Origin of the sequence: Pseudomonas sp. RA_35y_Pfl2_P32 (assembly GCF_963970735.1) — a bacterium.
Taxonomy (GTDB): Bacteria; Pseudomonadota; Gammaproteobacteria; order Pseudomonadales; family Pseudomonadaceae; genus Aquipseudomonas.
In genome coordinates this window covers 122,355-146,481 of sequence record NZ_CAXAQF010000019.1, presented here as the reverse complement: position 1 = coordinate 146,481, position 24,127 = coordinate 122,355, and the positions used below count along the sequence as shown (strand labels likewise).

Annotated in this window: 20 protein-coding genes and 1 riboswitch; of the genes, 12 read left to right on the top strand and 8 right to left on the bottom strand. The window is 58.7% G+C overall.

The features are described from left to right. Window positions 1-108, top strand: a 108-nt coding sequence (locus AACY45_RS19930; RefSeq protein WP_146427598.1) for an IS3 family transposase, incomplete at its 5' end; no start/stop codon positions are given. Window positions 109-229: 121 nt separating this feature from the next. Further along, window positions 230-1,417 (top strand): phospholipase D family protein, encoded by a 1,188-nt coding sequence (locus AACY45_RS19925; protein WP_339547060.1) that lies wholly within the window; start codon window positions 230-232, stop codon window positions 1,415-1,417. 147 nt (window positions 1,418-1,564) lie between these two features. Here AACY45_RS19925 and AACY45_RS19920 read toward each other — a convergent pair whose 3' ends face one another. The 4 genes from AACY45_RS19920 to AACY45_RS19905 all read right to left on the bottom strand — a co-directional run bounded on the left by AACY45_RS19920 (window position 1,565) and on the right by AACY45_RS19905 (window position 6,816). Continuing rightward, a complete protein-coding gene (locus AACY45_RS19920; protein ID WP_339547059.1) occupies window positions 1,565-2,818 on the bottom strand; it encodes an OprD family porin in 1,254 nt (417 codons plus the stop codon). Between the two features lie 92 nt (window positions 2,819-2,910). Then, entirely contained in the window at window positions 2,911-4,215 is a 1,305-nt protein-coding gene (locus AACY45_RS19915; protein ID WP_339547058.1) for a CitMHS family transporter, read from the bottom strand. Window positions 4,216-4,357: 142 nt separating this feature from the next. Further along, window positions 4,358-5,689, bottom strand: a complete 1,332-nt coding sequence (gene dctA / locus AACY45_RS19910; RefSeq protein WP_339547057.1) for a C4-dicarboxylate transporter DctA — start codon at window positions 5,687-5,689, stop codon at window positions 4,358-4,360. 44 nt (window positions 5,690-5,733) lie between these two features. After that, a complete protein-coding gene (locus AACY45_RS19905) occupies window positions 5,734-6,816 on the bottom strand; it encodes a 4-oxalomesaconate tautomerase (protein ID WP_339547056.1) in 1,083 nt (360 codons plus the stop codon). Window positions 6,817-6,982: 166 nt separating this feature from the next. Here AACY45_RS19905 and AACY45_RS19900 point away from each other — a divergent pair, with 166 nt between their 5' ends. Continuing rightward, window positions 6,983-7,873, top strand: a complete 891-nt coding sequence (locus tag AACY45_RS19900; RefSeq protein WP_015095835.1) for a LysR family transcriptional regulator — start codon at window positions 6,983-6,985, stop codon at window positions 7,871-7,873. 120 nt (window positions 7,874-7,993) lie between these two features. On the opposite strand, the gene AACY45_RS19895 is transcribed toward AACY45_RS19900, so the two are convergent. The 4 genes from AACY45_RS19895 to AACY45_RS19880 form a co-directional block, all read right to left on the bottom strand. Beyond that, window positions 7,994-10,120 (bottom strand): TonB-dependent siderophore receptor, encoded by a 2,127-nt coding sequence (locus tag AACY45_RS19895; protein ID WP_339547055.1) that lies wholly within the window; start codon window positions 10,118-10,120, stop codon window positions 7,994-7,996. 247 nt (window positions 10,121-10,367) lie between these two features. Further along, window positions 10,368-11,015: a dTMP kinase gene (locus AACY45_RS19890; protein WP_339547054.1), complete on the bottom strand. Its 648-nt coding sequence runs from the start codon at window positions 11,013-11,015 to the stop codon at window positions 10,368-10,370. A 223-nt stretch (window positions 11,016-11,238) separates the two neighbouring features. Then, on the bottom strand, window positions 11,239-12,177 hold the full coding sequence (locus AACY45_RS19885; RefSeq protein WP_339547053.1) for a carbohydrate kinase family protein: 939 nt from the start codon (window positions 12,175-12,177) through the stop codon (window positions 11,239-11,241). 96 nt (window positions 12,178-12,273) lie between these two features. Then, window positions 12,274-13,839 (bottom strand): carbohydrate porin, encoded by a 1,566-nt coding sequence (locus AACY45_RS19880; protein ID WP_339547052.1) that lies wholly within the window; start codon window positions 13,837-13,839, stop codon window positions 12,274-12,276. A gap of 168 nt (window positions 13,840-14,007) precedes the next feature. On the opposite strand from AACY45_RS19880, the gene AACY45_RS19875 reads away from it, so the two are divergent. The 9 genes from AACY45_RS19875 (at window position 14,008) to AACY45_RS19835 (ending at window position 24,049) form a co-directional block, all read left to right on the top strand. Continuing rightward, the gene (locus AACY45_RS19875; protein ID WP_339547051.1) at window positions 14,008-15,282 is read left to right on the top strand and encodes an ABC transporter substrate-binding protein; all 1,275 of its coding nucleotides are present in this window, start codon (window positions 14,008-14,010) and stop codon (window positions 15,280-15,282) included. 21 nt (window positions 15,283-15,303) lie between these two features. Next, window positions 15,304-16,266, top strand: a complete 963-nt coding sequence (locus tag AACY45_RS19870) for a carbohydrate ABC transporter permease (RefSeq protein WP_339547050.1) — start codon at window positions 15,304-15,306, stop codon at window positions 16,264-16,266. Next, window positions 16,263-17,105, top strand: coding sequence for a carbohydrate ABC transporter permease (locus AACY45_RS19865; RefSeq protein WP_339547049.1), 843 nt, complete (start codon window positions 16,263-16,265; stop codon window positions 17,103-17,105). The genes AACY45_RS19870 and AACY45_RS19865 overlap by 4 nt, the downstream gene beginning before the upstream one ends. 27 nt (window positions 17,106-17,132) lie before the next feature. Beyond that, the gene (locus tag AACY45_RS19860; protein ID WP_339547048.1) at window positions 17,133-18,278 is read left to right on the top strand and encodes an ABC transporter ATP-binding protein; all 1,146 of its coding nucleotides are present in this window, start codon (window positions 17,133-17,135) and stop codon (window positions 18,276-18,278) included. Continuing rightward, window positions 18,275-19,777 (top strand): glycoside hydrolase family 32 protein, encoded by a 1,503-nt coding sequence (locus AACY45_RS19855; RefSeq protein WP_339547047.1) that lies wholly within the window; start codon window positions 18,275-18,277, stop codon window positions 19,775-19,777. Before AACY45_RS19860 ends, AACY45_RS19855 begins: the two co-directional genes overlap by 4 nt. A gap of 75 nt (window positions 19,778-19,852) precedes the next feature. Further along, window positions 19,853-20,845, top strand: a complete 993-nt coding sequence (locus tag AACY45_RS19850) for a LacI family DNA-binding transcriptional regulator (protein ID WP_339547046.1) — start codon at window positions 19,853-19,855, stop codon at window positions 20,843-20,845. 53 nt (window positions 20,846-20,898) lie between these two features. Beyond that, a riboswitch (cobalamin riboswitch) is annotated at window positions 20,899-21,089 on the top strand. Between the two features lie 145 nt (window positions 21,090-21,234). Beyond that, entirely contained in the window at window positions 21,235-22,248 is a 1,014-nt protein-coding gene (locus AACY45_RS19845; protein WP_339547044.1) for an ABC transporter substrate-binding protein, read from the top strand. Further along, window positions 22,245-23,261 (top strand): FecCD family ABC transporter permease, encoded by a 1,017-nt coding sequence (locus AACY45_RS19840; RefSeq protein WP_339547042.1) that lies wholly within the window; start codon window positions 22,245-22,247, stop codon window positions 23,259-23,261. Before AACY45_RS19845 ends, AACY45_RS19840 begins: the two co-directional genes overlap by 4 nt. After that, on the top strand, window positions 23,258-24,049 hold the full coding sequence (locus tag AACY45_RS19835) for an ABC transporter ATP-binding protein (RefSeq protein WP_339547040.1): 792 nt from the start codon (window positions 23,258-23,260) through the stop codon (window positions 24,047-24,049). The genes AACY45_RS19840 and AACY45_RS19835 overlap by 4 nt, the downstream gene beginning before the upstream one ends. Window positions 24,050-24,127: the final 78 nt, after the last annotated feature.

Sequence of the window (24,127 nt, the reverse complement as noted above, 5' to 3'; positions counted from 1 at the left end):
GATTACATCGAGATGTTCTACAACGTAAAACGCCGCCATGGTTTCAACAATCAGCTGTCACCGGTAGAGTTTGAAAAGCGTTACGCAATGAGCTTGCAAGGTGTCTAGAGAATCCGGGGCGATTCACAGTACCCCCCCTCGCATTCCCCAGCACTCATTTCACCCGCCAAGCTCTGCTCTCCGACCACAGGCAGATATGATGAGCAGTCTCCATTCGGAATGCCGCCCAGTGAAACTGATCTCTACCAACACAGCACTCAAATCCAATCTGCTGAGGCTAATCAGAACTTACGAGCACATCAGCTTCGGTACCGCATGGGCGTCTGCCGGAACCGATCTGTTCACGGAGTTGGTGAAGGCAAAGTCGAAAATTGCCACTGGGGTGATCGGCACGCATTTTTATCAAACTCACCCCGATGTGCTGGATGAGTTCGTGTGTTCTGACCAGGTCAGGTTCGTTCTGCAACCTCAGGGGGTTTTTCACCCCAAGGTCTTCGCTTTCTGGACGGACACCCGTTGGGAAGTCCTGATTGGCAGTGCCAATTTCACTGCCGGTGCTATCCGGAACAACACGGAGTTGAGCACCCTTCTCACCCATAAGGACGGTTCGCCTGAGCTGCTGCAGGAGGTTTTAAACGTCATTGACGGTTACGGCGGAAGAAGCATTTGCCAGGAAGACGCTGATAACTACCGCAGAATCTGGAGCCTCAAAACACCGATAAGGGAAAAACTTGAGGACACCTATGGAGGGGTTGCTGCTTCCAAGCCCGAAGTGGAGTCGCCTGTGATGACGATGGACTGGCCGACATTCTATGCCGAGATCCAGAAGGACAAGACCCACGGCTTTCAAGACCGTCTGGCGATGCTGGATCAGGTCGGCAGCTATTTCGCAAACACAAGGCACTTCAATGACATCCCCTTGCAGGCGCGTCTTGGCATCGCCGGCCTCAAGAGCAAGGCCATCGACAACCCTGAATGGTTTGGGTCGATGAAGGGTGCGGGCATGTTCTACAAGTCGATGAACGCCAGCGCCCTAGCCTTCTCCCTGGCGCTGGACGCTATTCCGCTCGAAGGGGTGGTGACCAAGGAGCATTACGACACCTTCATTCGGGCGTTCATCAACGGGTTTCCTGACGGCAGACACGGTCTGGGTACGGCTACTCGCCTGCTTGCCATGAAACGACCCGATGTTTTCCTGTGTGTCGATGGCCAGAACAAACGTCGACTGGCTCGGGATGTCGGCATGGTACGGGCTGACAAGTTGGACTATGAGCGCTATTGGCCAGAGGTCGTTGAACGCATACAAGAGGCTCCATGGTGGAGGTCACCTGTTCCTGTTGGTCGCGAAGAGGCCAAGGCTTGGCGCGCACGAGCAGCCATGCTTGATGCAATCTTCTACGAAGAAAAGAAAAGGTGACCTGTTCGAGCCCCCAGCCACCCGACTTGAGGTCGGTCCAAGGCCCTCCTCGGCTGGGTGTATTGATCTTCGTAGATGGCGACCCGCGAGAAATTGCGCTGGCCAGCGTCGGGCAGCGTGACGAAGCGCGAGACCGCGATAAGGGGATCACCAGAGAGCGATGTCGTAGGTAAAGTAGATCCGGTTGCTGTCACGTCCACGGGAATAGTCAGAGCGGTAAACGTAGTTACGCAACCGCACCCCCAGACCTTTGAAGGCGCCTTGTTGCACGACGTAAGCCAGTTCGGCGTCACGTTCCCACTCTTTGACCGTGGTGTCGGACTTACCGTCGTTGCCGCTCAGATAACGGGTGGAGAACGTTAGGCCCGGCACGCCAAGGGCAGCAAAGTTATAGCCGTAGTTAAGCATCCAGGTCTTCTCATCCTCCTCGACGAACTTACCTATCCCAGCGTTGCTGAACGAGTAAATCGTTGCACCACTGATAAAAGGCAATCCGGCGTCACCACTGAGGGTCTGGTATCCGCTACCGAAGGTATGGCCGGAAATGGCGTAGGTCAGTTGCCCGCTCAGCATGTTGTTGTCGATCTTGCCTGCGAAGGCAGAGCCGCTATCGACACTGTTGAAGTGGCGTAAATCACTGGTCAGTACGCCGCCGCCCAAGGGCAGGTCGTGCTGTATACCTGCAAAGTTCTGACGATAAAAGTTTTCCAGTTCGCCGTAGAAGTAACTCAAGCGAACGCTTTTCCCCAATTTGTATTCGGCCCCTGCATAGCTGAAGTCCCCTGATTTGTCTCCGCCATAACCATCGGGCACGATCGGCATGCTGTCGGTGGAGTCACGCAGCTTGAATCGATCCAGGTAGCCCCCGGTCAGGGTGAGGTTGTCGATGTCGACGCTACTGATCTGTGTGCCTTGATACGTTTGCGGCAATAGTCGTGCATCGTTGTAGATCAGCACCGGAGTCTTGGGTAACAAGGTGCCGTATCTGACCGTGGTCTTGGCCAGTTGGGCCTTGGCAGTCATACCCAGGCTTGCGAACTCGTCAGCCGCGCGACCGTCATCATGGACGGGCAACAAGCCGGTGCCGCTGCGGCCACGGCCGGAGTCGAGCTTGACCCCGAGCAGGCCGAGGGCATCCACACCAAACCCGATGGTGCCGGGGGTAAACCCTGACTGGTAATCCAACAGAAATCCCTGGGCCCACTCGGTTCGCTCGCTCTTCGCCGTCCTTGCCGATCTGGCACTCAAGCCATGCTCGTCGCGAAAATTTTCATTGAAATAGACGTTGCGCAATTGCAGCTTGAGCTTGCTGTCGTCGATAAAACCTTCAGCGCTGACGCTGGCCAATGGCAAAAGTGCAAGAAGCGGGAATGAAACGCCACGGGTAACCAAAGTCTTCATAGCGAACTACTCATTGTTGTTTTTTAGAGTGCGGGACAGCGCGCGCCCCACTGGCGAGGCGCGTCAGGAAAAAGCAGGTGGTTTTGGGTTAGTCAGGTGAAGAGACTGATCGCCCCGGTCAGCAGGGCTAGCGCGGTAATCACCAGGGAAGTGAGCACCGCCCATTTGATGGTGGCTTTCTGGAAGTCGCCGATATCGCGATCAACCATACCCACCAGCAACAGGGTTGAAGCTACCAACGGACTCATCAGGTGCACTGGCTGGCCGAGAATCGATGCGCGGGCGATCTCCACCGGATCAATGCCATAGGCCGCAGCGGCATTCGCCAGGATGGGCACCACACCGAAGTAGTAAGCATCGTTGGACAGGACGAAGGTCAGCGGCATGCTGGTTATCGCCACCACCAGCGGGAACAGATGCCCCCACGACGGCGGAATCCAGTCAACCAGGGTTTGCGCCAGAGCGTCGACCATCTTGGTGCCCGAGAAGATCCCGGCAAAGATCCCGGCGGCAAACACCAGAAGTACGACAGTCATCGCGTTGCCCGAATGGGCAAGGATGCGTTCCTTCTGAATATCCAGTTGCGGATAGTTGATCATCAGCGCCAGTACGAACCCGATCAGGAACAGGATCGCGGAGTGCATGATCCCCATCACCAGTGCGACCATCACGGCGATCACCAACAGAAGGTTGACGTAGGCCAGCTTCGGGCGCTTGTGCGCAGTGTCTTCAAGAATCGCCTTGATGTAGCAATCACCGCCGCCGCTTTCCAATTGGATGTTACCGATACGCTTGCGCTCGGCACGGCCCAGCAGGAAGGCAGTGAAGACCACCCACATTGCGCCGCCGATCATGGTCGGCAGCAAGGGCACGAAGTACTCGCCGGCATCCAGGCCCAGTGCTGCGATCGCCCTTGTAGCGGGCCCGCCCCATGGGGTCATACCGCTCATGATGCTCAAGGACAACATGGCGATGGTCGCCAGAATCATCGGGTTCATGCCGATACGCTTGTATAGGGGAAGCATGGCCGCACAGGTAATCATGTAGGTCGTGGTGCCATCACCGTCCAGGGCCACCAGCAGCGACAGCAACGCTGTGCCGACAGCAATTTTGATCGGGTCGCCATTGACGCGTTTGAGGATCTTGCGAATCAGCGGGTCAAACAGGCCGGCGTCGATCATCAAGCCAAAAAACAAGATCGCGAACAGCAGGAGCGCGGCAGAAGGCGCGACCATTTTCAAGCCGTCGAGCATCATCTTGCCGGTAGTACCACCGAAACCACCAATGACGGCAAACACAATCGGCACCACCGTCAGGGCAACAATCGGCGACAACCGTTTGGTCATTATCAGGACGGTGAAGACCACCACCATGGCCAAGCCAAGCAATGCGAGCATAGGTAAGTTCTCTTGTTCTTATGAGTAGCGTGGCCGATGCACAGGCGCACGACGCCCTGCCCGCCAGGTGGCACGATCAACGATGCCTGGCGGGGGGGGGGTTATTGAGTTGTTTGAGGGGGCTCGATTCAGCCGTGACCGATCAGGCGTGTTCCGTGACCTTCAGGCCATCCCAGTCCGCGTTCTGAACTTGGATTGGGGTCGCAGCGGGCGAAGGTTTACCGTCCAGAGTCCGCATCAGTGTTTCGCGATCACAGGCGTTCTCCGAGATGGACATCACCACGGTAGCCACGGCGTTGCTCGCCAGGCTGGTCAAGGCCCGGGCTTCCGACATGAAGCGGTCGATACCGATCAGCAGTGCAAGGCCGGCCAAGGGAATGTCATGGATCACCGTCAGTGTCGACGCCAGCGCGACAAAACCGGACCCAGTCACACCTGCTGCCCCCTTCGAGGACAACAGCATGATGGCCAGCATGGTCACGGTCTGTGCCAGGCTTAGCTCGATGTTGCAGGCTTGAGCAATGAATACCGCTGCCAGCGAGAGGTAGATCGCCGTACCGTCGAGGTTAAACGAGTACCCCGTTGGCAACACCAACCCCACCACGCCTTTTTTGCACCCCAGGGCTTGCAGCTTTTCCAACATCCGCGGCATCACCGGCTCGGTGGAGGACGTCCCGAGCACCACCAGGAACTCTTCGCGAAAGTAACGCAGCAGCTTCCAGAGACTGAAGCCATGTGCCCGGCAAATGCTCCCCAGCACCACAAAGACGAAGAAGGCACAGGCTACGTACAAGGTCATGATCAGCTTGGCCAAGGAGCCCAACGATGTAATACCGTACTGGCCCACGGTGAACGCCAAAGCGCCAAAAGCACCGATCGGAGCGAATCGCATCAGGTAGGAAAACATCTTGAACACCATGTGCGAGGCGGATTCCAGTACATCCAGTACCGGCTTGCCACGCTCGCCTATGGCCGACAGCGCAAAACCGCAAAGCACCGCGATGAACAAAACCGGCAACACTTCACCCTTATTGAACGCACCGATGAACGTGTCCGGGATGATGTGCATGAAAAACTCGACCACTCCCAACTTTGCGGCGGAATCGGTGTACTGCGACAGTCCCTTGGTACTCAACTGGGCGGGGTCAATGTTCATGCCCACACCGGGTTTGAACACGTAGACCGACACCAGGCCGATGATCAGACTGATCACGGTCAGCGCCAGGAACAGCAGCATGGTCTTGCTCAACAGACGCCCGAGGGAGCGTTTATCGCTCATGCCAGCGATACCGGTGACGATGGTGCAGAACACTACCGGAGCGATCATCATCTTGATCAACTTAATGAACGCATCACCCAGCGGCTTCAAGGCTATGGCCTGTTGTGACCAAAAGTGCCCGACCAGCACACCCAACAGCACGGCAAGGAGAATTTGGAAGTAGAGCGATTTTACAACTTTCATGGCATCACCCATTTTTAGAATTGTGCTGATGCAAGTACCGCAACGATCAGGGGAAATTATCCGGCAAGTCGTTGGGAAGCCGTGGCGTAGACAAACCCTGAGAACAGCCTGCGCGATGTACGCACCACTGAGGCACGAATGGTCTCACCCTGATCACCGGTGTAGGACAATACGACATCTATCCCGCCACTTGGATGTTCAATACGTACTTGCTTCAAGCGCGGCTCGCTAGTGCCGCCGAGCAATTGCGCCACCACACTGCCTTGAGTGACACAAGCGGTGGCAAGGCCGATGGAGCCGGTGATCGCCAAGGCCCGGTGGCAGTTGTGTGGCATGAAGTAGCGCACCTGGATTGTGCCGCCAGCCTTGGCCGGTGACACCAGTACGGGCTTGGGAATCACTTTGTCGCTGACGTCACCCAGGCCCATTGCCAGACCGGCTTGCAGTCGCAAGGACTCCAGGCGACGCAGGAACTCTTTGTCGGCATCCAGTTCAGCAGGACTTTCATCGCCGCGCTTACCCAGTTGGCCGGCTTCGACAATCATCATCGGCATCGCCATGTCGATGCAGGTCACGGGAATACCTTCGATCACATCCTGTGTTTGCCCAGTAGGGAAAAGTTTGCCGGTCTTGCTGCCCGCGGCATCCAGGAAGGTCAGTTGCACAGGAGCGGCGGTACCTGGCACACCATCGATGGCGGTGTCGCCTTCATAGCTGACCTTCCCACCGGGCGTCTGTACCTCGGCGTTCACAAAAGTCCCCGTGTTGAGGTTGCGAATACGCACACAGGTCAGGTCTTTGGAGGTTTTTACCAGCCCCTGCTCGATGGCGAACGGGCCAACGGCGCAAAGCATGTTGCCGCAATTAGGCGCGGTGTCGACTCGACGCTGGGAGACCATGACTTGAACGAACAGATAGTCGATATCCGCCTCCGGATGCAACGAGGGGCTGACGATCGCCACCTTGCTGGTTTGTGGGCTACCGCCACCGATGCCGTCAATTTCCAGCTCATGACCAGAGCCCATGAGGTTGAGCAGCAACTCATCACGGTCTTCGATCGCAACAGGTAGATCCCAGGCGAGAAACACTGGGCCCTTGGAAGTACCACCGCGCATTAGCACACAGGGAATTCGCTGCATGAATACTGACTCTTGTTGATCAATCGGGGTGATTGATGTCTTGAGAGCAAGAGTCGCAGGCTTTAAAAATTGTTTCCAATGCAAATATCAGCCTTATTATTGCGTTTTGCGAATGACGATTCTAGGATGCCTGGGCTTACCAACTCTCGCCTGCTGAGATAAAAAAGTGAATTATGAGCTCAATGACATCCGATCTTTCGTGAAGATCGCGGAACTTGGAAGCTTCCACGAAGCTGCCGATGCATTGCATCTCTCTCAACCCGCGTTGAGTCGGAGAATGAAAAAGCTTGAAGAGGGATTGGGAACAGCGCTGCTTGATCGCACGACAAGACGGGTAAGTCTTACCAGCGTTGGGAGAGACTTCCTGCCCAAGGCACGACGCTTATTGGATGACTTCGACGACTCGATCCTTAACATCCGAGAGCTGGCGGAGCGCCAGAGCGGCCGTGTAACCCTTGCCTGTATTCCCACCGCAGCCTTCTACTTCCTCCCTTCGGTAATCCGCCTCTACAACGAGCGTTATCCACAAATCCGCATTCGCTTGCTTGATCTCAGTGCGAACGAAGGGCTGGAGGCTGTTCTGCGTGGCGAAGCCGACTTTGGCATCAACATGATGAGCGGCCAGCACCCAGACATAGAGTTCGTGCCGTTGGTCAACGAGCCTTTTGTTCTTGCTTGTCGACGCGATCATGAGTTGGCTGAGCGCAGCTCGGTCACCTGGTCTGAACTGAGCAATTATCGCCTTATCGGAGTCGGTCGCCTGAGCGGCAACCGCATGCTGCTTGACCACGCGTTGTCAGGCTTGAGCTGGCGCCCACAGTGGTTCTATGAGGTGCAACACCTGTCGACATCGCTGGGTCTGGTCGAAGCGGGCTTAGGCGTCTCGGCAATGCCTAGCCTCGCAATGCCTGCTGTGGATCATCCCACATTGGTGAGCGTCCCCTTGATAGAGCCCATCGTTAACCGATCGTTGGGACTGGTTTACCGAAGAGGCGCCTCACTGTCTCCGGCAGCGGAAAAATTCGTCTCGATACTGCTGGAACAGTGGGAGAAGTGACCTCACGCCAAGATCCGGATCTTGTTTGAGCAGACACCTAAGTCCACGCCCCTCATCACGCACCCAACAAAAAAGGCCCAAGAAGGGCCTTTTATGCTCAAACCCAATTCACCGGATTGCCTACAAGGTGTAAGAAATACCGACCTGAACGGTTCTCGGTTCACCAGGGTAAGCGTAGACATTGCCGAAGGCGCCTTCCTCATAGTCCCGGTCAAACACATTCTTCACATCTAGATTCAGCCTGACCTGGTCATTGATTTTGTAGAAGCTGAGCAGATCGACGACGGTGTAACTGCCCATCGAGAACGCAGTATTCGCCGTTTGCCCTGCGCGCTCATCGACGTACTTGAACCCTGTGCCAAGCCCCAGCCCTCTTAGCCCGCCATTCTGGAACTCGTAGACGTTGAGCAGGCTGAAGCTGTTCTTCGGAATGTTCATCAGGCGGGTGCCCGACGGGATCACATTGTCCTTGGTGACCTCGGCATCGACATAGGCATAACCGCCAATCACCCGCCACTCTGGGGTGACATTGCCAGCCACGTTCAAATCAAAGCCACGACTGCGCACTTCGCCCGCCGCAGCCCAGAAGGTCGAGTCCACGGGGTCGGGGGTCAGGACATTGCGTTTTTCAATCTGATAGATTGCCGCGTCCACACTCAACTGACGATCCAGCGCTTCCCATTTGATTCCCATCTCATAGGACTTGCCCTTTTCCGGCTCAAAGCCGCCACCTTCTCGGCTGGCCCCGCTATTGGGTTTGAAAGAGCGCGCGGTATTGGCATACACCGCCACGGTATCGGTCAGGTCATAGAGCACGCCGAGACGTGGTGTCACCGCATTGTCGCTCGCTTCCCAGCTCCTGCCACCCGGCACGAAGGTTTCGTAGTCATGCTCGAAGCGCTCGAAACGGGCGCCGGCCAAGACTTTGAAGCGCTCAGTCAACGCCACCTGATCCTGGATAAAGGCCGCGTAGGTCTTGAGGTTTTCCTTATCATTGGTCGGCGTGCGGGTCAGGGCCGGACGAGGCTGGCCATACACCGGGTTGAAGATATCAATCGGGTAGGCACTCACCGCACCGCTGGAGCGCTGGATAATGGACTTATAGTCGTAATCCTCGTACTCGACTCCGGTCAGCAAGGTGTGATCGAAGCCGCCGGCGGAGAAATGTCCGGTGAGGTTCAGTTGGGTGTCCTTGTCCGTCCACTCCAGCTTGCGATAGTTGAAGTTACGACCCAGCGTGCGCCCGTCGTCAGCTACGCCATTGGCTTCAACGGCATTGCCCTGCAAGGTGCCATCGAGCCATTGAAAACCACCACCCAATGTCCAGTTGTCACTCAGGAAGTGCTCGAAACGCAGCTGCGCCATGTTGTTGTCGTTGTGCAATTTGCCGACGTCTTTTTCACCAAAGAACGTGTCACGCGACGCGGTGCCAATCTGATTCGGATAGCGCGTCACACCGCGATCCAGCGGATGGTTGTTGCGCATGAAATCACCTTCGAAGATCACCTTGGTGTCGTCGTTGGCCTGCCACGATAAAACGGGCGTCACACCGTACCGTTCGGTCTCGACGTGATCACGGAAGGTGTCCCCCCCCTCTCCCACCACATTCAAGCGGTAAGCCAGGCGACCTTCCTCGTCGAGCGGGCCAGAGGCATCCAGAGTGCCACGCTGCATTCCTTGATCGTCGAGTTGGCTGCCCAGCGTCACGTTGCGTTCCGCCAGCGGCTGCTTGGACACCACGTTGAACGTGCCTCCAGGATCGCCCCGGCCATAGAGGGTGGTCGCCGGGCCGCGCAGCACTTCCAGCCGCTCAATGGTGTTTGCGTCCGGCATGTTTGGATAACCACGATTGATCGGAAAACCATTGCGATAGAACTCGCCAGTCGTAAATCCACGCACCGTGAATGTGGTCAGCCCCTGGCCGCCGAAGTTGTTAGCCCGCCCTACTCCGCCGGCATAGTCCAGCGCGTCCTGGAGGCGAGTGGCCTCAATGTCCTTTACAACATCCTTGGTCACCACACTGACGGACTGCGGCGTTTCATGAATCGCCGTGTCGGTTCGTGTCGCGCTGGCGGAACGGGTTGCTCGATAGCCCTCCACCGGGCCTTGGGCTGTTTCGTAATCCGAGGTGCCGACGATGTCAGTCGCCTGCAACTCCAGACTGGTTTTATCAGTTGTAGCTTGCTCCGCCCAAGAGGGAACGGAAAACGCCTGGAGCACACAGATAGAAACCAGAGTACGACGCATCGAGCAGACCTTGAGTAAATAGCCAAATGGGGCGACATACGCGCCAATAATTCGCGGGGCATGATATACCACCTCAATAGCGCACGATACGCATTCGTATTTATATTTTTCTGATTCCACTTGCGCTTTAGATCAAGCTCACGGGTTGGAGCAATGAACAAGCTGTCAGCGTCACCTGAAGGCTTCAACCGCAAGCCTTGCAGACGGCTTGACCCTTGCGGGCTCCCATTGACGCGAATGAGTCGGTCTAGGTGCTGCCTATCTCAACCGCATCAAGGCCGATGCATCGAAGAACCCTATAAATTTGCGAAACCACCTGCAACGTCGCGTCTTCAATCGTTCCTTCATTACGGCATAAAACCCAGCCGTGATCGGCAATCGCTCGCTCGAACGCCCAGGTACAAGCGACCTGTTCTTCCAACCGATGGATCACCGTACTGCTCAACCCACGCCGGCGCGCCGCTGCCCTCGCCCAGGAAAGCTCAGGATGGGTGACTACCCCGACATGCAGGTCTGGCACTCGCACGTTGCGATCAATGTTCAACTGCAGAATCTCTGCAAACGGGACCTGCCGGCGAAACGCGGCATCCGACGGGTACCAGCGATCGATCAGAATGATGCTGTCCGCTGGCTGTTTCGACAGCACGTGTTGGGAAATCCAGCTACGGCTATCCGCAAAGCGCTGACAAACCTCCCACTCCAGCTCCCGGGTGGGATGTCTGACGAATTGGTTAACCAGGGCCATTGTGTCACCCCGATAAGGATCGCTTTTTTTCTCGCAAAGCCGGATCACCTTGTGGTTATCGGCCCTCAGTACTTTCGTAACGGCCTCCAACAGTGTGGTTTTGCCGGTTCCCTTGGGCCCGTCTAGAGAAACAAACAGCGCACGATTCATTCTTCACATAACGATTGATGTACGGTTTTTTTGCCCGGTTCGTTCGCTGGACCCGCCTGGCGCGACGCTGCGAATCGAATGGAGGGTGCTCATGAGCAGAGATTGATCAACACTCTAACTGGGTCTGTGACTCACCGTCGCAAAATCCAGGGTTACGGCCGCTGATGGACAACGGCCGTGCTCACATGACTAGACCCGTTCATTGACCACATCTGGCCAGATATCAATCCAACTGATGCCGAAACGGTAAGTCCGGCCCGTTTTTACCGCAGGTCAGCGCAGCGGCACTGACGGCAAAGGTGAGCATTGCCTCGATCTGTTCACGGCACAAGCCCTGCAAACCCTCCACCGAATCCAACTGCTGCTCCGTCAGCCAAGCGATCAATGCCGCCTGGAAGGTGTCGCCGGCGCCCACGGTGTCGACCAACATCACGGCACGGGCCGGCACCGACCACGTGCCATGGTGGCGGCTGAAAACGCTCGCGCCCTGACCGCCACGGGTGAGGAATACCAGTTGGCAGCGGTGTTCCAGCCAGCCCTCGATCACGCTCTGCGGATCACGTTCAGGGTGCAGTAGGCTCAGGTCTTCGTCACTGACCTTGATCAGATCGGCATGCTCGACCAGAGCGCCGATACGCTCACGCCACAACTCGATATTCGGCTCTGGGTTGAGCCGCACGTTAGGGTCGAGACTGATCAGGCGTTTGCCACTTTCCCGGCGGACCAGCGCCAGCAGGGTGTCGGCAATCGGCTGCACCACCAACGAGAACGAGCCGACATGCAGCCCGCGCACCTCAGCGCCCAACTCAGGCAAATGCTTGGGCAACAGCTGACGATCAGCGCAGCCTTCGCCACGAAAGCTGTAATGCGGCGAGCCATCGGCCCCCACGGCGACCATGGCGAGGGTAGTCGGTGCGTCGAAATCCTGGAGGCAGTCCAAACGCACGCCCTCCTCCTGCAGTACTTGCTGTAAACGCCGACCCAGGTAGTCGGTGGACAACCCGGCAAACAGCGCCACGTCGATACCCAGGCGCCGCAGCCCGACGGCAACGTTGAACGGTGAGCCGCCGGCAATGGCCTTGTAGTTTATTGTTGAAGTTTGAGCGCCAGGGGCGTTTTCACTAAAGAAATCGAACAGCGCTTCGCCACATACCAAATACATAGTTAAAGGCTCGCTACAGGTTGTTGATAGCGTGAATAGGCCGCCACGCGGGGTGAAAAGCAGAGCTCAAGGCGTATTGGCAAACGCGTTGAAATACTAAAACCAGGTTTCCATTTGTATACCGTATTGCCAGACGCCCCCGGCGTTGAAGTCCGTCTTGCCGAAGGAGTCAGAGGTACTGTATCCGTCCAGATCCGACGACCAATCCATGAAGCTGGCGAACACACGCAGTTCAGGACGCGTGAGCAGCTCTCCCACGTCTGGTTTGAACGTCGGGGCGATCGTGAACTTCCAGAAGTCACCGTCGACTGCATTACGTTGTAGATAGCCCTTCGGGTCGAGGTCCATGGTTTGCCAGCTCAGTTCGTAGGCCATCTCGAAATTGCGGTTGATGGCATTGGCCAAACGCATGTTCAGGGTCATCCAGGAATAGTTGTCACCCTTGACGTATCTATCCTTGCTTTGTTCGGCCAGCAAGCTGGGACCGACGCGCCAACCGGGTGCAATGGGGGTCTCACCGTAAAGAGCCAGGCGCACAGCGCGGGCATCTTCAATCAATTCACCATCCGAGCCGACGTTCTTGACCTCTGCCCCCAGACCTTGCCCATAGAGCAGCGCCGTTTTGAAGAAGCCTTCTTTGCCGAAAAAGGTTTTCTGGTGATTGGCCAACATGCTGTGCAAGCCGGAATCGGCAGGCGTCAGACCGGCTTCATTGCTGCGAGTGCCAATGTCGTTCTTCTTTGAGCCAATGCCGTTGAACATCCACTGCCACTGACCATCATCGAAGAACTGGTTGGAGGTCAGAATGTAGCTTTCCACATCGGCGTCAACGCCGTCTTCACTGAAGTCCCCGTAGTTACGCCCGATCAAGGAGTAATTCGAGCGCCAATTCTTGTTCATCTGCACATCGTAGATGCCCCCCCCGGTACCGGCCAGAAAGATAACGTCCGAGTCCAGCCAGTGGATATCGAAGTTGTCTCGATCAAAGCGCTTGCCTGCCCACAAAGTGGCGTTCTCCAGCACTGAATTACCCTTGAATGCCGCGAGGCGGTCGAGCTCGGTAAATACCTGGCGCACGTTCAGATTACTGTCATCCGCTGTCCAGTCATTGGAGCTTTCCACGCCATCGGCGATGGACACCGTGAATTTGGAACGGGTGCCGTTCTGCGCATAGAGCTCTTTGGACAGGTCTATGCGCATGTAGGTGTCATCTTCGTTGCCGAGCCGCCCGACGGCCCCCCCGACTGAACCTGCGGGGCTTGCATACGGGCCGCCACGACCGCCCCCCAGGCCATCGTTCACCAGCAACCCGGAGCGGGCATAGCCCTTGAAGCTGAACCCGTCAGTGAGGTGTTCGGTAGTGCCCTGTTTGTCCAAGCTTTGCTGACGGGCTTCAAGTGTTGCCAGGCGGGCGTCCAGCGTAGGCGCCGCAGCGGCTGTCGCGGTGGACGCAACAGGCTGCGCGGCGGACGTGGCGAGCTTGATCTGCTGTAACTCCCTGGCGAGCGCATGGGTTTGCTGCTCGGCTGCAGCTGCGCGCTTTTCCGCTGCGCTGGCACGGGCTTCAAACGCCGCCATGCGTTCTTCCAGAGTCGCGGCCTGAGAGGTCGCCGCCGATGTGCCGAGCACGCCTGCGATTAGCCATCTTGATGCTTTGTGCATGTGAATTCCCTGTTTTGTTTTTATTGTTCAGTTCCTGCGACCGGCCTTCTTTTCGTGAGTTGGAATCTGTGGCAATCGACGAAAAAAAGGGTGCCTCATCGCAAATACACTGTTACATTTGACGATGTTAACGTTAACTTTTTTAAAAACAAAAATAAAGGGTGCTCAATGAAACATCTGAAATCTCTCCTTCCCGCAGCACTATTCACCCTCTGCGCCGGACTGCCATCCGTCTCCAGCGCAGCCGATCTGACGATCTCCTGCGGTGCAGTGGGTGCGGAGTTGCAACTGTGCAAAGAGGCTGTCGAGGCGTGGTCGAAACAGACCGGCAACAACGTCGAAGTGGTTTCTACGCCTAACTCGGCGACCGAGAGGTTGTCGTTTTACCAACAGATCCTCAGTGCTCAGTCCACTGACATCGACATCATTCAGATCGATATGGTGTGGCCGGGGATGCTGGCCGAGCACCTGATGGACCTGCGCGAGGTGCTGCCCGCCAACGCGACCCAAGGCTACTTCCAGGCACAGGTGGATAACGCCACGGTGGGTGGACGGCTGGTGTCGATGCCGTGGTTCACCGACTCGGGCCTGCTGTATTACCGCAAGGACTTGCTCGAGAAGTACAACAAGCAGGTGCCCCAGACCTGGGAGGAAATGACGGCGACCGCCAGGGAAGTGCAACAGGCAGAGCGCACTGCCGGGAACCCCAATGCATGGGGTTACATCTTCCAGGGACGCGCTTACGAGGGGCTGACGTGTAATGCGCTGGAGTGGATCAGCAGCCAACCGGAAGGCGGGCTGGTCAATCCACGAGGCGACATCGTGGTCAACAGCCAGGCCTCGAAAACTGCGTTGACCCTGGCCAAAAGCTGGGTTGGAGACATCTCCCCGCGTGGCGTACTCAACTACACCGAGGAAGAAGGACGTGGCGTATTCCAGTCGGGAAATGCCCTGTTCATGCGTAACTGGCCTTATGTCTGGGCCTTGGTACAAAGCCAGGGCAGTGTCGTCAAAGACAAGGTCGGCGTCGCTCCCCTGCCCCGCGGCGGCGAAACCGGCACCCATGCCTCCACCCTCGGTGGCTGGGGCCTGGCGGTGTCGCGTTACAGCGCCCAGCCAAAACTGGCCGCAGAGCTGGTGAGCTACCTGACCAGCGCCCAACAGCAAAAGCACCGTGCGTTGACTGCCGCCTACAACCCGGTGATCGAGTCGCTGTATCAAGACCCCGAACTGCTCGCGGCAATGCCTTACTACAGCCAGCTGCACAGCATCCTCAACGACGGGGTCATGCGCCCCGCCTCGATAACCGCCGATCGCTACCCAAGGGTCTCCAATGCGTTCTTCGATCGAGTGCATGGTGTGCTGGCGGGCGAGCTGCCTGTCGATCAGGCGCTGGCCGAACTGGAAAGCGAACTGACCCGCATCAAACGCCGGAACTGGTAAGCCACAAGGAAGGAAATCACCATGTCTGCCTCAACGACCCATGCCCCCTGTGACGAGCTCCTGCTCGCCAGGGAAACGCCTGTACAGCGTCGCCGAGTACGCGCTGCCTGGCTGTTCTTGACACCGATGTTGCTATGTCTGGCCCTGGTGGCCGCCTGGCCGCTACTGCGTACATTCTGGTTCAGCCTGACTGACGCCACCCTGGCGCAAACCCGGGGTGGATCCTTCGTAGGCTTGAGCAACTATCTGTTCCACGACGGTTCCAACTGGTCGGGCATCCTGGTCGACCCCCAATGGTGGAACGCGGTGCGCAACACCTTGCATTTCACCGTGGTGTCGGTGGGACTGGAAGTCGTTCTGGGGCTACTGGTGGCCTTGCTGTTGAACATCAAGTTTACTGGCCGTTCCCTGGTGCGCGCGATGATTCTGATTCCTTGGGCCATTCCGACCATTGTCTCGGCGAAGATCTGGTCATGGATGCTCAACGACCAGTTCGGCATCATCAATCACATGATGCTGAGCGTCGGCCTGATTGATGCCCCCCTGGCCTGGACGGCGGATGCAGATCTGTCGATGTGGGCGGTCATCATCGTCGATGTCTGGAAGACCGTACCCTTTGTCACGCTACTGATGCTGGCGGCGTTGCAGATGTTGCCGAGCGATTGCTACGAAGCCGCCAGGGTCGATGGCATTCATCCGCTGAAAGTGTTCTGGCACGTCACGCTGCCACTGCTGATGCCCGCATTGTTGGTGGCGGCGATCTTCCGCATCCTCGATTCCCTGCGGGTATTCGACGTCATCTATGTGCTGACTTCGAACTCTTCGAGCACCATGAGCATGTCGATCTATGCCCGCCAACACCTGGTGGAGTTCCAGGATGTTGGTTATGGCAGCGCGGCCTCGACGCTGCTGTTTCTGGTCGTGGCGGTAATCGCCATGCTTTATCTCTACCTCGGACGCCGTCAAATGGAGGTTCGGTCATGAGCCTGCGCCTACTCAAAAAGGCGCTGTTGCGCTTCGGCTTCTGGAGTCTGATCGGGGTTTTGCTGCTGTATGCAGTCTTCCCTTTCTATTACGCCATCGTGACGTCGCTAAAACCCTCCAGTGCCTTGTTCGAGGTGAGCTACTGGATCGAAAACCCCGACTTCTCCAACTACGCAGCGGTACTGCACCAAGCTTCATTCCTGCAGGCTATCGGTAATTCGCTGGTGGTCGCGCTTTGCGTGGTGTCGCTGGCGCTGTTCCTCAGTGTCACCGCCGCCTATGCCTTGGGACGGGTGAAATTCCGTGGGCGTGGCACGGTCCTGATGATGGTGCTTGGCGTGTCGATGTTTCCCCAGGTCGCGGTACTGTCGGGGCTGTTCGAAGTGATCCGTGCCCTGGGCCTGTACAACACCTCTTGGGCGCTGATCCTGAGCTACACGATTTTCACCCTGCCCTTCACCGTCTGGGTGCTGACCACGTTCATGGGCCAACTGCCCCATGAACTGGAAGAAGCGGCAATCATGGATGGCGCGTCGCCCTGGGTCACCCTCACCCGGGTGCTGTTGCCGTTGCTCTGGCCCGCACTGGTCACCACTGGCTTGTTGGCCTTCATCGCAGCCTGGAACGAGTTCCTGTTTGCCCTGACGTTCACCCTCACCGACACCCAACGCACGGTGCCGGTCGCCATCGCCCTGATTTCCGGTGGCAGCTCCCATGAATTGCCGTGGGGGCTGTTGATGGCCGCATCGGTGCTGGTCACCGTGCCACTGGTGATTCTGGTGCTGATCTTCCAGCGCCGAATCGTTTCCGGCCTCACTGCCGGCGCGCTAAAGGGTTGATGCCCAACAACTACAAGGAACAGCATCGTGATCAAGCTGAAACTGGACAACGTGAACAAACAATTGGGCGGCATGCGGATTCTGCGCGACGTCAGCCTGGAGATCGCCGCGGGTGAATTCGTGGTATTCGTGGGGCCGTCGGGCTGCGGAAAGTCGACCCTGCTGCGGCTGATTGCCGGACTTGAGTCAATCTGCGGCGGTGACATGCTGATCGACGGGCGACGGGTCAACGACCTGGAGCCTCGCGAGCGAGGCGTCGGCATGGTGTTTCAGTCGTATGCGCTGTACCCGCACATGAGCGTCTACGACAACATCAGCTTTGGCCTCAAGCTGGCCAAGACTGAAAAGAGCAGCCTGCGCGAGCGCGTGCTGAAAACAGCGCAGATCCTTCAATTGGACAAACTGCTGCAACGCAAGCCAAAAGAACTGTCTGGCGGGCAGCGTCAGCGCGTCGCAATGGGCAGAGCCATGGCCCGTGAACCGGACATTCTGTTGTTCGATGAGCCGCTCTCCAACCTGGATGCCTCCTTGCGGGTGCAGATGCGCAACGAAATCGCCCGCCTGCATGATCGACTCGGCTCGACCATGATCTACGTCACCCACGATCAAGTGGAGGCGATGACCCTGGCCGACAAAATTGTTGTGCTCAATGGCGGCCGCGTAGAACAAATCGGCTCACCGCGCGAACTCTATGAGCGCCCAGCGAGCCGCTTTGTCGCCGGTTTCCTTGGCTCACCCAGAATGAACTTCCTGGCGGCGCGCCTGCATACCCCGGGCACCATCAGCCTGGTCGACACCCCTGTTCTGGGGATGACCTCCCTGCCCTTCGACAGCGCGAACCTGGCAGCAGGCGCGGCGCTGAGCCTGGGCATTCGCCCGGAGCACATCTCGCTCAAAGCGGCGCAAGGCGCCGTTGGCATCGTCGTGACCGCGGTCGAGTACCTGGGCAGCGAAACCTATGTGCACCTGGAAACAGGTCAGGACGAGCCACTGATCTGTCGTTGTGAGGTCAGCGCCGGATGGCGCGCGGGCGATCGGGTCGAACTGCAACTGGAGATCGACAACCTGCACCTGTTCGACGATGACGGCACGGCCTTGGAGCGCCAACCGCAAGCCCGTGAAAACCAGCCCAATGACATCTCTGTGCACCCAGTCCGAGCTCGCGCCCTATGACCTTTTCTTCAAACAACATGAGCGATCCAATGCCTGATCAGCTTGACCTTGCGCAGCGTGCACTGAGCAACGGCCTGTCTCGTGTCATCCACGACTATCGACCTGGTTATCATATCGCCCCGCCGGCAGGCTGGATGAACGACCCTAACGGGGTCGTGTACTTTCGTGGCGAATATCACGTGTTCTATCAACATTACCCTTTCGAAGCGAAATGGGGCCCGATGTACTGGGGCCATGCCAAGAGTGCCGATCTGGTTCATTGGCAGCACCTGCCGATTGCGCTGGCACCCGGCGATGACTTCGATCGCGATGGGTGTTTTTCCGGTAGCGCTTTGGTGTACGGGGATACCCTGGCGCTGATCTACACCGGACACACCTGGCTGGGGGAAGTGGGTGACGAACGCTTTATCCGTCAAGTCCAGTGCCTGGCCACCAGCGTCGACGGCATCACGTTCACCAAGCAAGGCGTCGTCATCGAGACCGCACCGCAAGACGCGATCATGCACTTTCGTGACCCCAAGGTCTGGAAAGAGGATGGCTACTGGTACCTCATTGTCGGCGCACGCCTGGGCGATATGCCGCTGCTCCCGCTGTACCGCTCCACGGATTTGCACACGTGGGAGTTCCTCAACTATGTGTCTGGCGGCAGGGAGGGCGATGGCTATATGTGGGAGTGCCCGGATCTGTTCCGACTCAACGGACGCGATGTGCTGCTGTACTCCCCACAAGGCATGTCGCCCCAAGGTTACGAGCGGCTCAACAAGTACCAGACGGGTTACCGGGTGGGTCAACTCGACAACGAATGGAACTTCACTGGCGGCCCTTTTATCGAGCTGGATAACGGCCACGACTTCTATGCAGCGCAAACGCTCGTGGCCGCCGATGGTCGGCGCCTTGTGTGGGCCTGGCTCGACATGTGGGAAAGCCCGATGCCGAGCCAGGCCCATCACTGGTGCGGCATGCTCGGATTGCCGCGCGAACTTGAACTGAGCGCCGATCGCCTTTGCGTGTATCCGGCACGAGAGCTCACCGCGCTGCGCCAGACGCTGTTGCCAAGCACACCCTGGTGGGAGGCGGCGGGAACCCAGTGGGTAGCGGGCGTGAACGGCGATATGCTCGAAATCCATGTGCACCTGGATTTACTCGGCTGCACCGACGGCCATCTGGGAGTCGCCTTGCGCTGCAGCGAGGATGACCAGGAACAAACCTTGCTCTACTACGATGCGGCGTTGCAGCGGCTGGTACTTGACCGCAGTCGCTCAGGTGCGCAAGTCAGCGGCGAGCGCAGCGTGTCGATAGATCCGGCGCAAGGGTTACTGGCACTGCGTGTGTTCCTTGATCGCTCGTCCATTGAGGTGTTCGACGAAAACGGGCGCTTCAGCCTCAGCAGTCGCCTCTACCCGCAGCCCGGTAGCCTGGGCGTGAAGCTTCTGGCAAGCGGTAATGGCGGGCGTGTTTCGATTCCCCGGGCGTGGTCGCTCGCCTCGGGATGGCTGTGAGCAGCGTCATTCGAGTCGCGAGAAGCGCGGGCCATGTGTCATGATCCAGCGTCAACCTGACCGGTTTCGCCTCGCATGACTTCAGTGAAAGACGTTGCACAGCTGGCCGGCGTGTCCCTGATGACGGTTTCTCGAGCGCTCAATAATCCGGAGAAATTGAGCCCCGAAACCCTTCTGCGGGTGCGCCGCGCCATTGACGAACTGCAATTCGTACCGAGCCTGTCGGCGCGCAGAATTCGCGGTGACAACCTCCAGAGCCGAACCATCGGTGTGTTCGCACTGGACACCGCGACCACACCGTTCGCCGTCGAACTGCTGCTTTCCATCGAACAGACCGCGCAGCAAGCCGGCTGGAACGTCTTTATTCTCAACCTGCTGAGCAATCCGCCCACTGACCAGAACATCGACCTGATGCTATCGCACCGTCCCGACGGGTTGATCTTCAGTGCCATGGGCTTGCGCCAGGTGTGCATTCCCGAGCGATTGAAGAGCAAACCCCTGGTCCTCGCCAATTGCCTGGCTGATGACAGTCAACTGGTCAGCTATGTGCCCGACGACGAAATGGGCCAGTACCGGGCCGTCCACCACGCGTTGAGTCGCGGCTATAAGCGGCCGCTGTGTATCAATCTGCCAAAACAGAGTCTGGCCTGGGACCTCCGACAAAAAGGCATGCTGCGTGCCTGCCAGGCATTCGGACTGCCACCTGAGGCGCTCCTGCAATACGACCTTTCCGATCATGACGCCTACGGTGAAACGGCAGCCATCCTCGATCGGCACATTATTGAGGGTCGCCCCCAGTTCGACATTCTGATCTGTGGCAACGACCGTATCGCCTTTTGTGCCTATCAGCTGTTGTTGGGGCGTGGCCTGAAAATTCCCGGCGATGTCGCGGTGCTCGGCTACGACAACATGATCGGTATCGCGCAGTTGTTCATCCCGCCGCTGACCACAGTGCAACTGCCGTACTACGAGATCGGCCGCAAGGCTGCCCGGCACCTGATCGAGACCCTCGAGGCGTCGGGCGCCCAGCCCGTTGATTGTCCATTGGTGGTCAGGGCATCACTGTAGGAACGGGTTAAGGGCTGGCTTGAGAACATAGGTTCGCCTCCAACCCCATGATCGACTACCATGCCGCCGCCGGTTTCCACATGGAAATAATAGGGAATCCGTGATGCGCGCCGCGCATCAAACGGAACTGCCCCCGCAACTGTAGGTGCTGAGCCTGCTCCTGAACTGCCACTGGGATCCCCGGGAAGGCTGGAGCACGCTGTGACGCATCAGTCAGGAGACCTGCCGGCGCCGCAACAATCACTAACCGGCGGGGTGTCCGGGAGGGGCATCCTTGCGCGTGCGTCACTTTGGTGATCGACCCCTGCCCGGTTTCTCGGCAGCGCTCGTTGATGTGTTTCCAGGCCCGACACCCTTGCTCCGTGTACGGTTCGAATGGAGATTGCATCATGCTGCTGCCCCGCGTTGTCGCCCTCGCCACGGGCCTGGGTCTGTGTTCACTGGCCCAGGCTGCACCCACCCAGTACCCGCTGACGCTGCACAACTGTGGCAGCACACAGACCTTCGCCCACGCCCCGGCTCGGGCCGTGACGATTGGCCAGGCCGGCACCGAAATGCTCTTCGCCCTGGGGCTGGGTGACAAACTGGTGGGCACTTCCCTGTGGTTCAACGATGTGTTGCCCCAGTACCAGGCGCAAAACGCCGGGATCGAACGCCTGGCCGACAACGAACCGAGTTTCGAGTCAGTGATCGGCAAGCGCCCGGAACTGGTCGCCGTCGAACTGGAGTGGGTGGTTGGCCCGCAAGGGGTGGTGGCTACCCGCGAGCAGTTTGATGAGCTGAAGATGGCGACCTACCTGATGCCCTCGGACTGCGAGTCCAAGGACAACCTGGTGGGGGCCGACGGGACGCGCCTGGCGCCGTTCCAGATCGACAGCATCTATAAGAGCATCACCCAACTGGCAGAGATCTTTGATGTCCAGGAGCGCGCGCAGCAGCTCAACGCGCAACTCCAGGCCAGCCTGGCCACGTCCGTGGCCACGGTGCAGCACCAGGACCTGAAACACACCAGCGCGCTGGTCTGGTTTTCCAGTGCCAGTCTGGATATCGACCCCTATGTGGCCGGGCACAAGGGCATTCCCGACTTCATGCTCAGCACCCTGGGCGTGCGCAACGTGGTGGAGTCCGACGAAGAGTGGCCAAGCGTCGGCTGGGAAACCATCGCCAAGGCCAACCCGACCTTCCTGGTCATCGCCCGTATGGATCGCCGGCGTTTTCCGGCTGACGACTATCAAAAGAAGCTGGAATTCCTGCGCAGCGACCCGGTGACCCGCAACATGGACGCGGTCAAACACAACCGCATCATTATCCTCGACGCCATGGCCATGCAGGCCAGCGTGCGGATGTTCGACGGCCTGAAAACCCTGGCTAACGCCCTCAACCGCTACGATCTGGCGCAATGACGGCGATGTTACTGCGCACTTCCGTGGCACTGGCGACCCTACTGATCGCGCTGATTGCCGGCGTGGCGATCGGCGAAACCACCATCGAACCCACAGTGGTGTTTCAGGTGCTGGCCAACAAACTGTGGGCCGCCGGTTATGCCCTGGACCCCATCGACCAGGGCATCGTCTGGAGTTACCGCCTGCCCCGCGCACTGGTCGCCGCGGCGTGTGGTGCGGGCCTGGCGACCTGCGGGGTGATCCTGCAATCGCTGTTGCGCAACCCATTGGCCGATCCCTACCTGCTGGGGATTTCCGCGGGAGCGTCGACGGGCGCGGTGCTGGTGGCGTTGCTGGGCTTGGGCGCCGGGGCGATCTCGATGTCGGCCGGGGCGTTTGCCGGCGCGGTGCTGGCCTTTGCCGTGGTGGTGTTGCTCGGCCGTGCCAGCGGTGCACCGGACACGACCGGGCAGATCATCCTGGCCGGGATCGCCGGCTCACAACTGTTCAATGCCCTCACGGCGTTTTTGATCACCAAGTCAGCCAGCTCCGAACAGGCGCGCGGCATCATGTTCTGGTTGCTGGGCAATCTCAGTGGCGTGCGCTGGCCCTCCGTGGGGTTGGCCGTCCCGGTGGCGCTGGCCGGTCTGGCGGTGTGCCTGTGGCACCGCCGCGCGCTGGATGCCTTCACCTTTGGCGCCGACTCAGCGGCCTCCCTGGGCATTGCGGTGCGTCCCGTGCAGTTGTTGTTGATCAGCTGCGCCGCGTTGGTGACGGCGGTGATGGTCTCGATTGTCGGCTCCATCGGCTTCGTGGGCCTGGTCATTCCCCACGCCGCCAGGCTGTTGCTCGGGACGGGGCATGCCCGACTGCTGCCGGCCAGTGCATTGGGGGGAGCGGTGTTTCTGATTGCTGCCGATGTGCTGTCCCGCACGTTGATCAAGGGCCAGGTGATTCCGGTCGGTGTGGTCACGGCGCTGGTCGGGGCACCCGTGTTCGCATTGATCCTGGTGAGTCGGAGGAATGCCCGATGACGGCGGCTGTGTCTGTTACTCAGCCCTGTGTGCTGAGTTGTTCCGGTCTGGGCTTCGCCATTCGCGATGCGCAGTTGCTGCACGACATCCACCTGGCCATTCATCGCGGCGAGACCCTGGGCCTGGTGGGGCCCAACGGTTCCGGCAAGTCGACCCTGCTCAAGCTGCTGGCCGGCGTGCGTGCCCCAAGCCAGGGCGCCATCCACCTCAACGGCCAAGGCCTCAAGACCCTGTCGCGACGCACCATCGCGCAAACCCTGGCGGTGGTCGAGCAGCAGGCGGACACCCTGGATGCAATCAGCGTGTACGATGCGGTGGCCTTGGGCCGGACGCCCTGGCTGTCGGCCTTGAGCCCCTGGTCGGCGGCGGACACGGCGATCGTCGAGCAAGCGCTGCGTGACGTCGATGCGGCTCATCTGAGCAGCCGTACCTGGCGCAGCCTTTCCGGCGGCGAGCGCCAGCGCGTGCATATTGCCCGCTCCCTGGCGCAACGCCCGCAGATCCTGTTGCTGGACGAACCGACCAATCACCTGGATATCCAGCACCAACTGGCGATTCTGAACGTCGTTCACGCCTTGCCCGTGACCACGGTGATTGCCCTGCACGACCTCAACCAGGCCCTGGGCTGTGATCGTTTGGCGGTGCTCGAACGGGGGCGCCTGGTCGCCCTGGGCAAACCGCTTGAAGTCTTGACCCCTGAGCGCCTGCTGCACACCTTCGGGGTCCACGCGCACTACCTCACCGACCCCTTTGACGGCACGCAGATCCTGCGGTTGCGCGCCTCCTGACTCGCTCATGGGGTGCTGTGGCCCATGTCGCCGCGGGCAGCCTGACGGGCGGCAGCAGCGAAATGCTGGGGATGATGA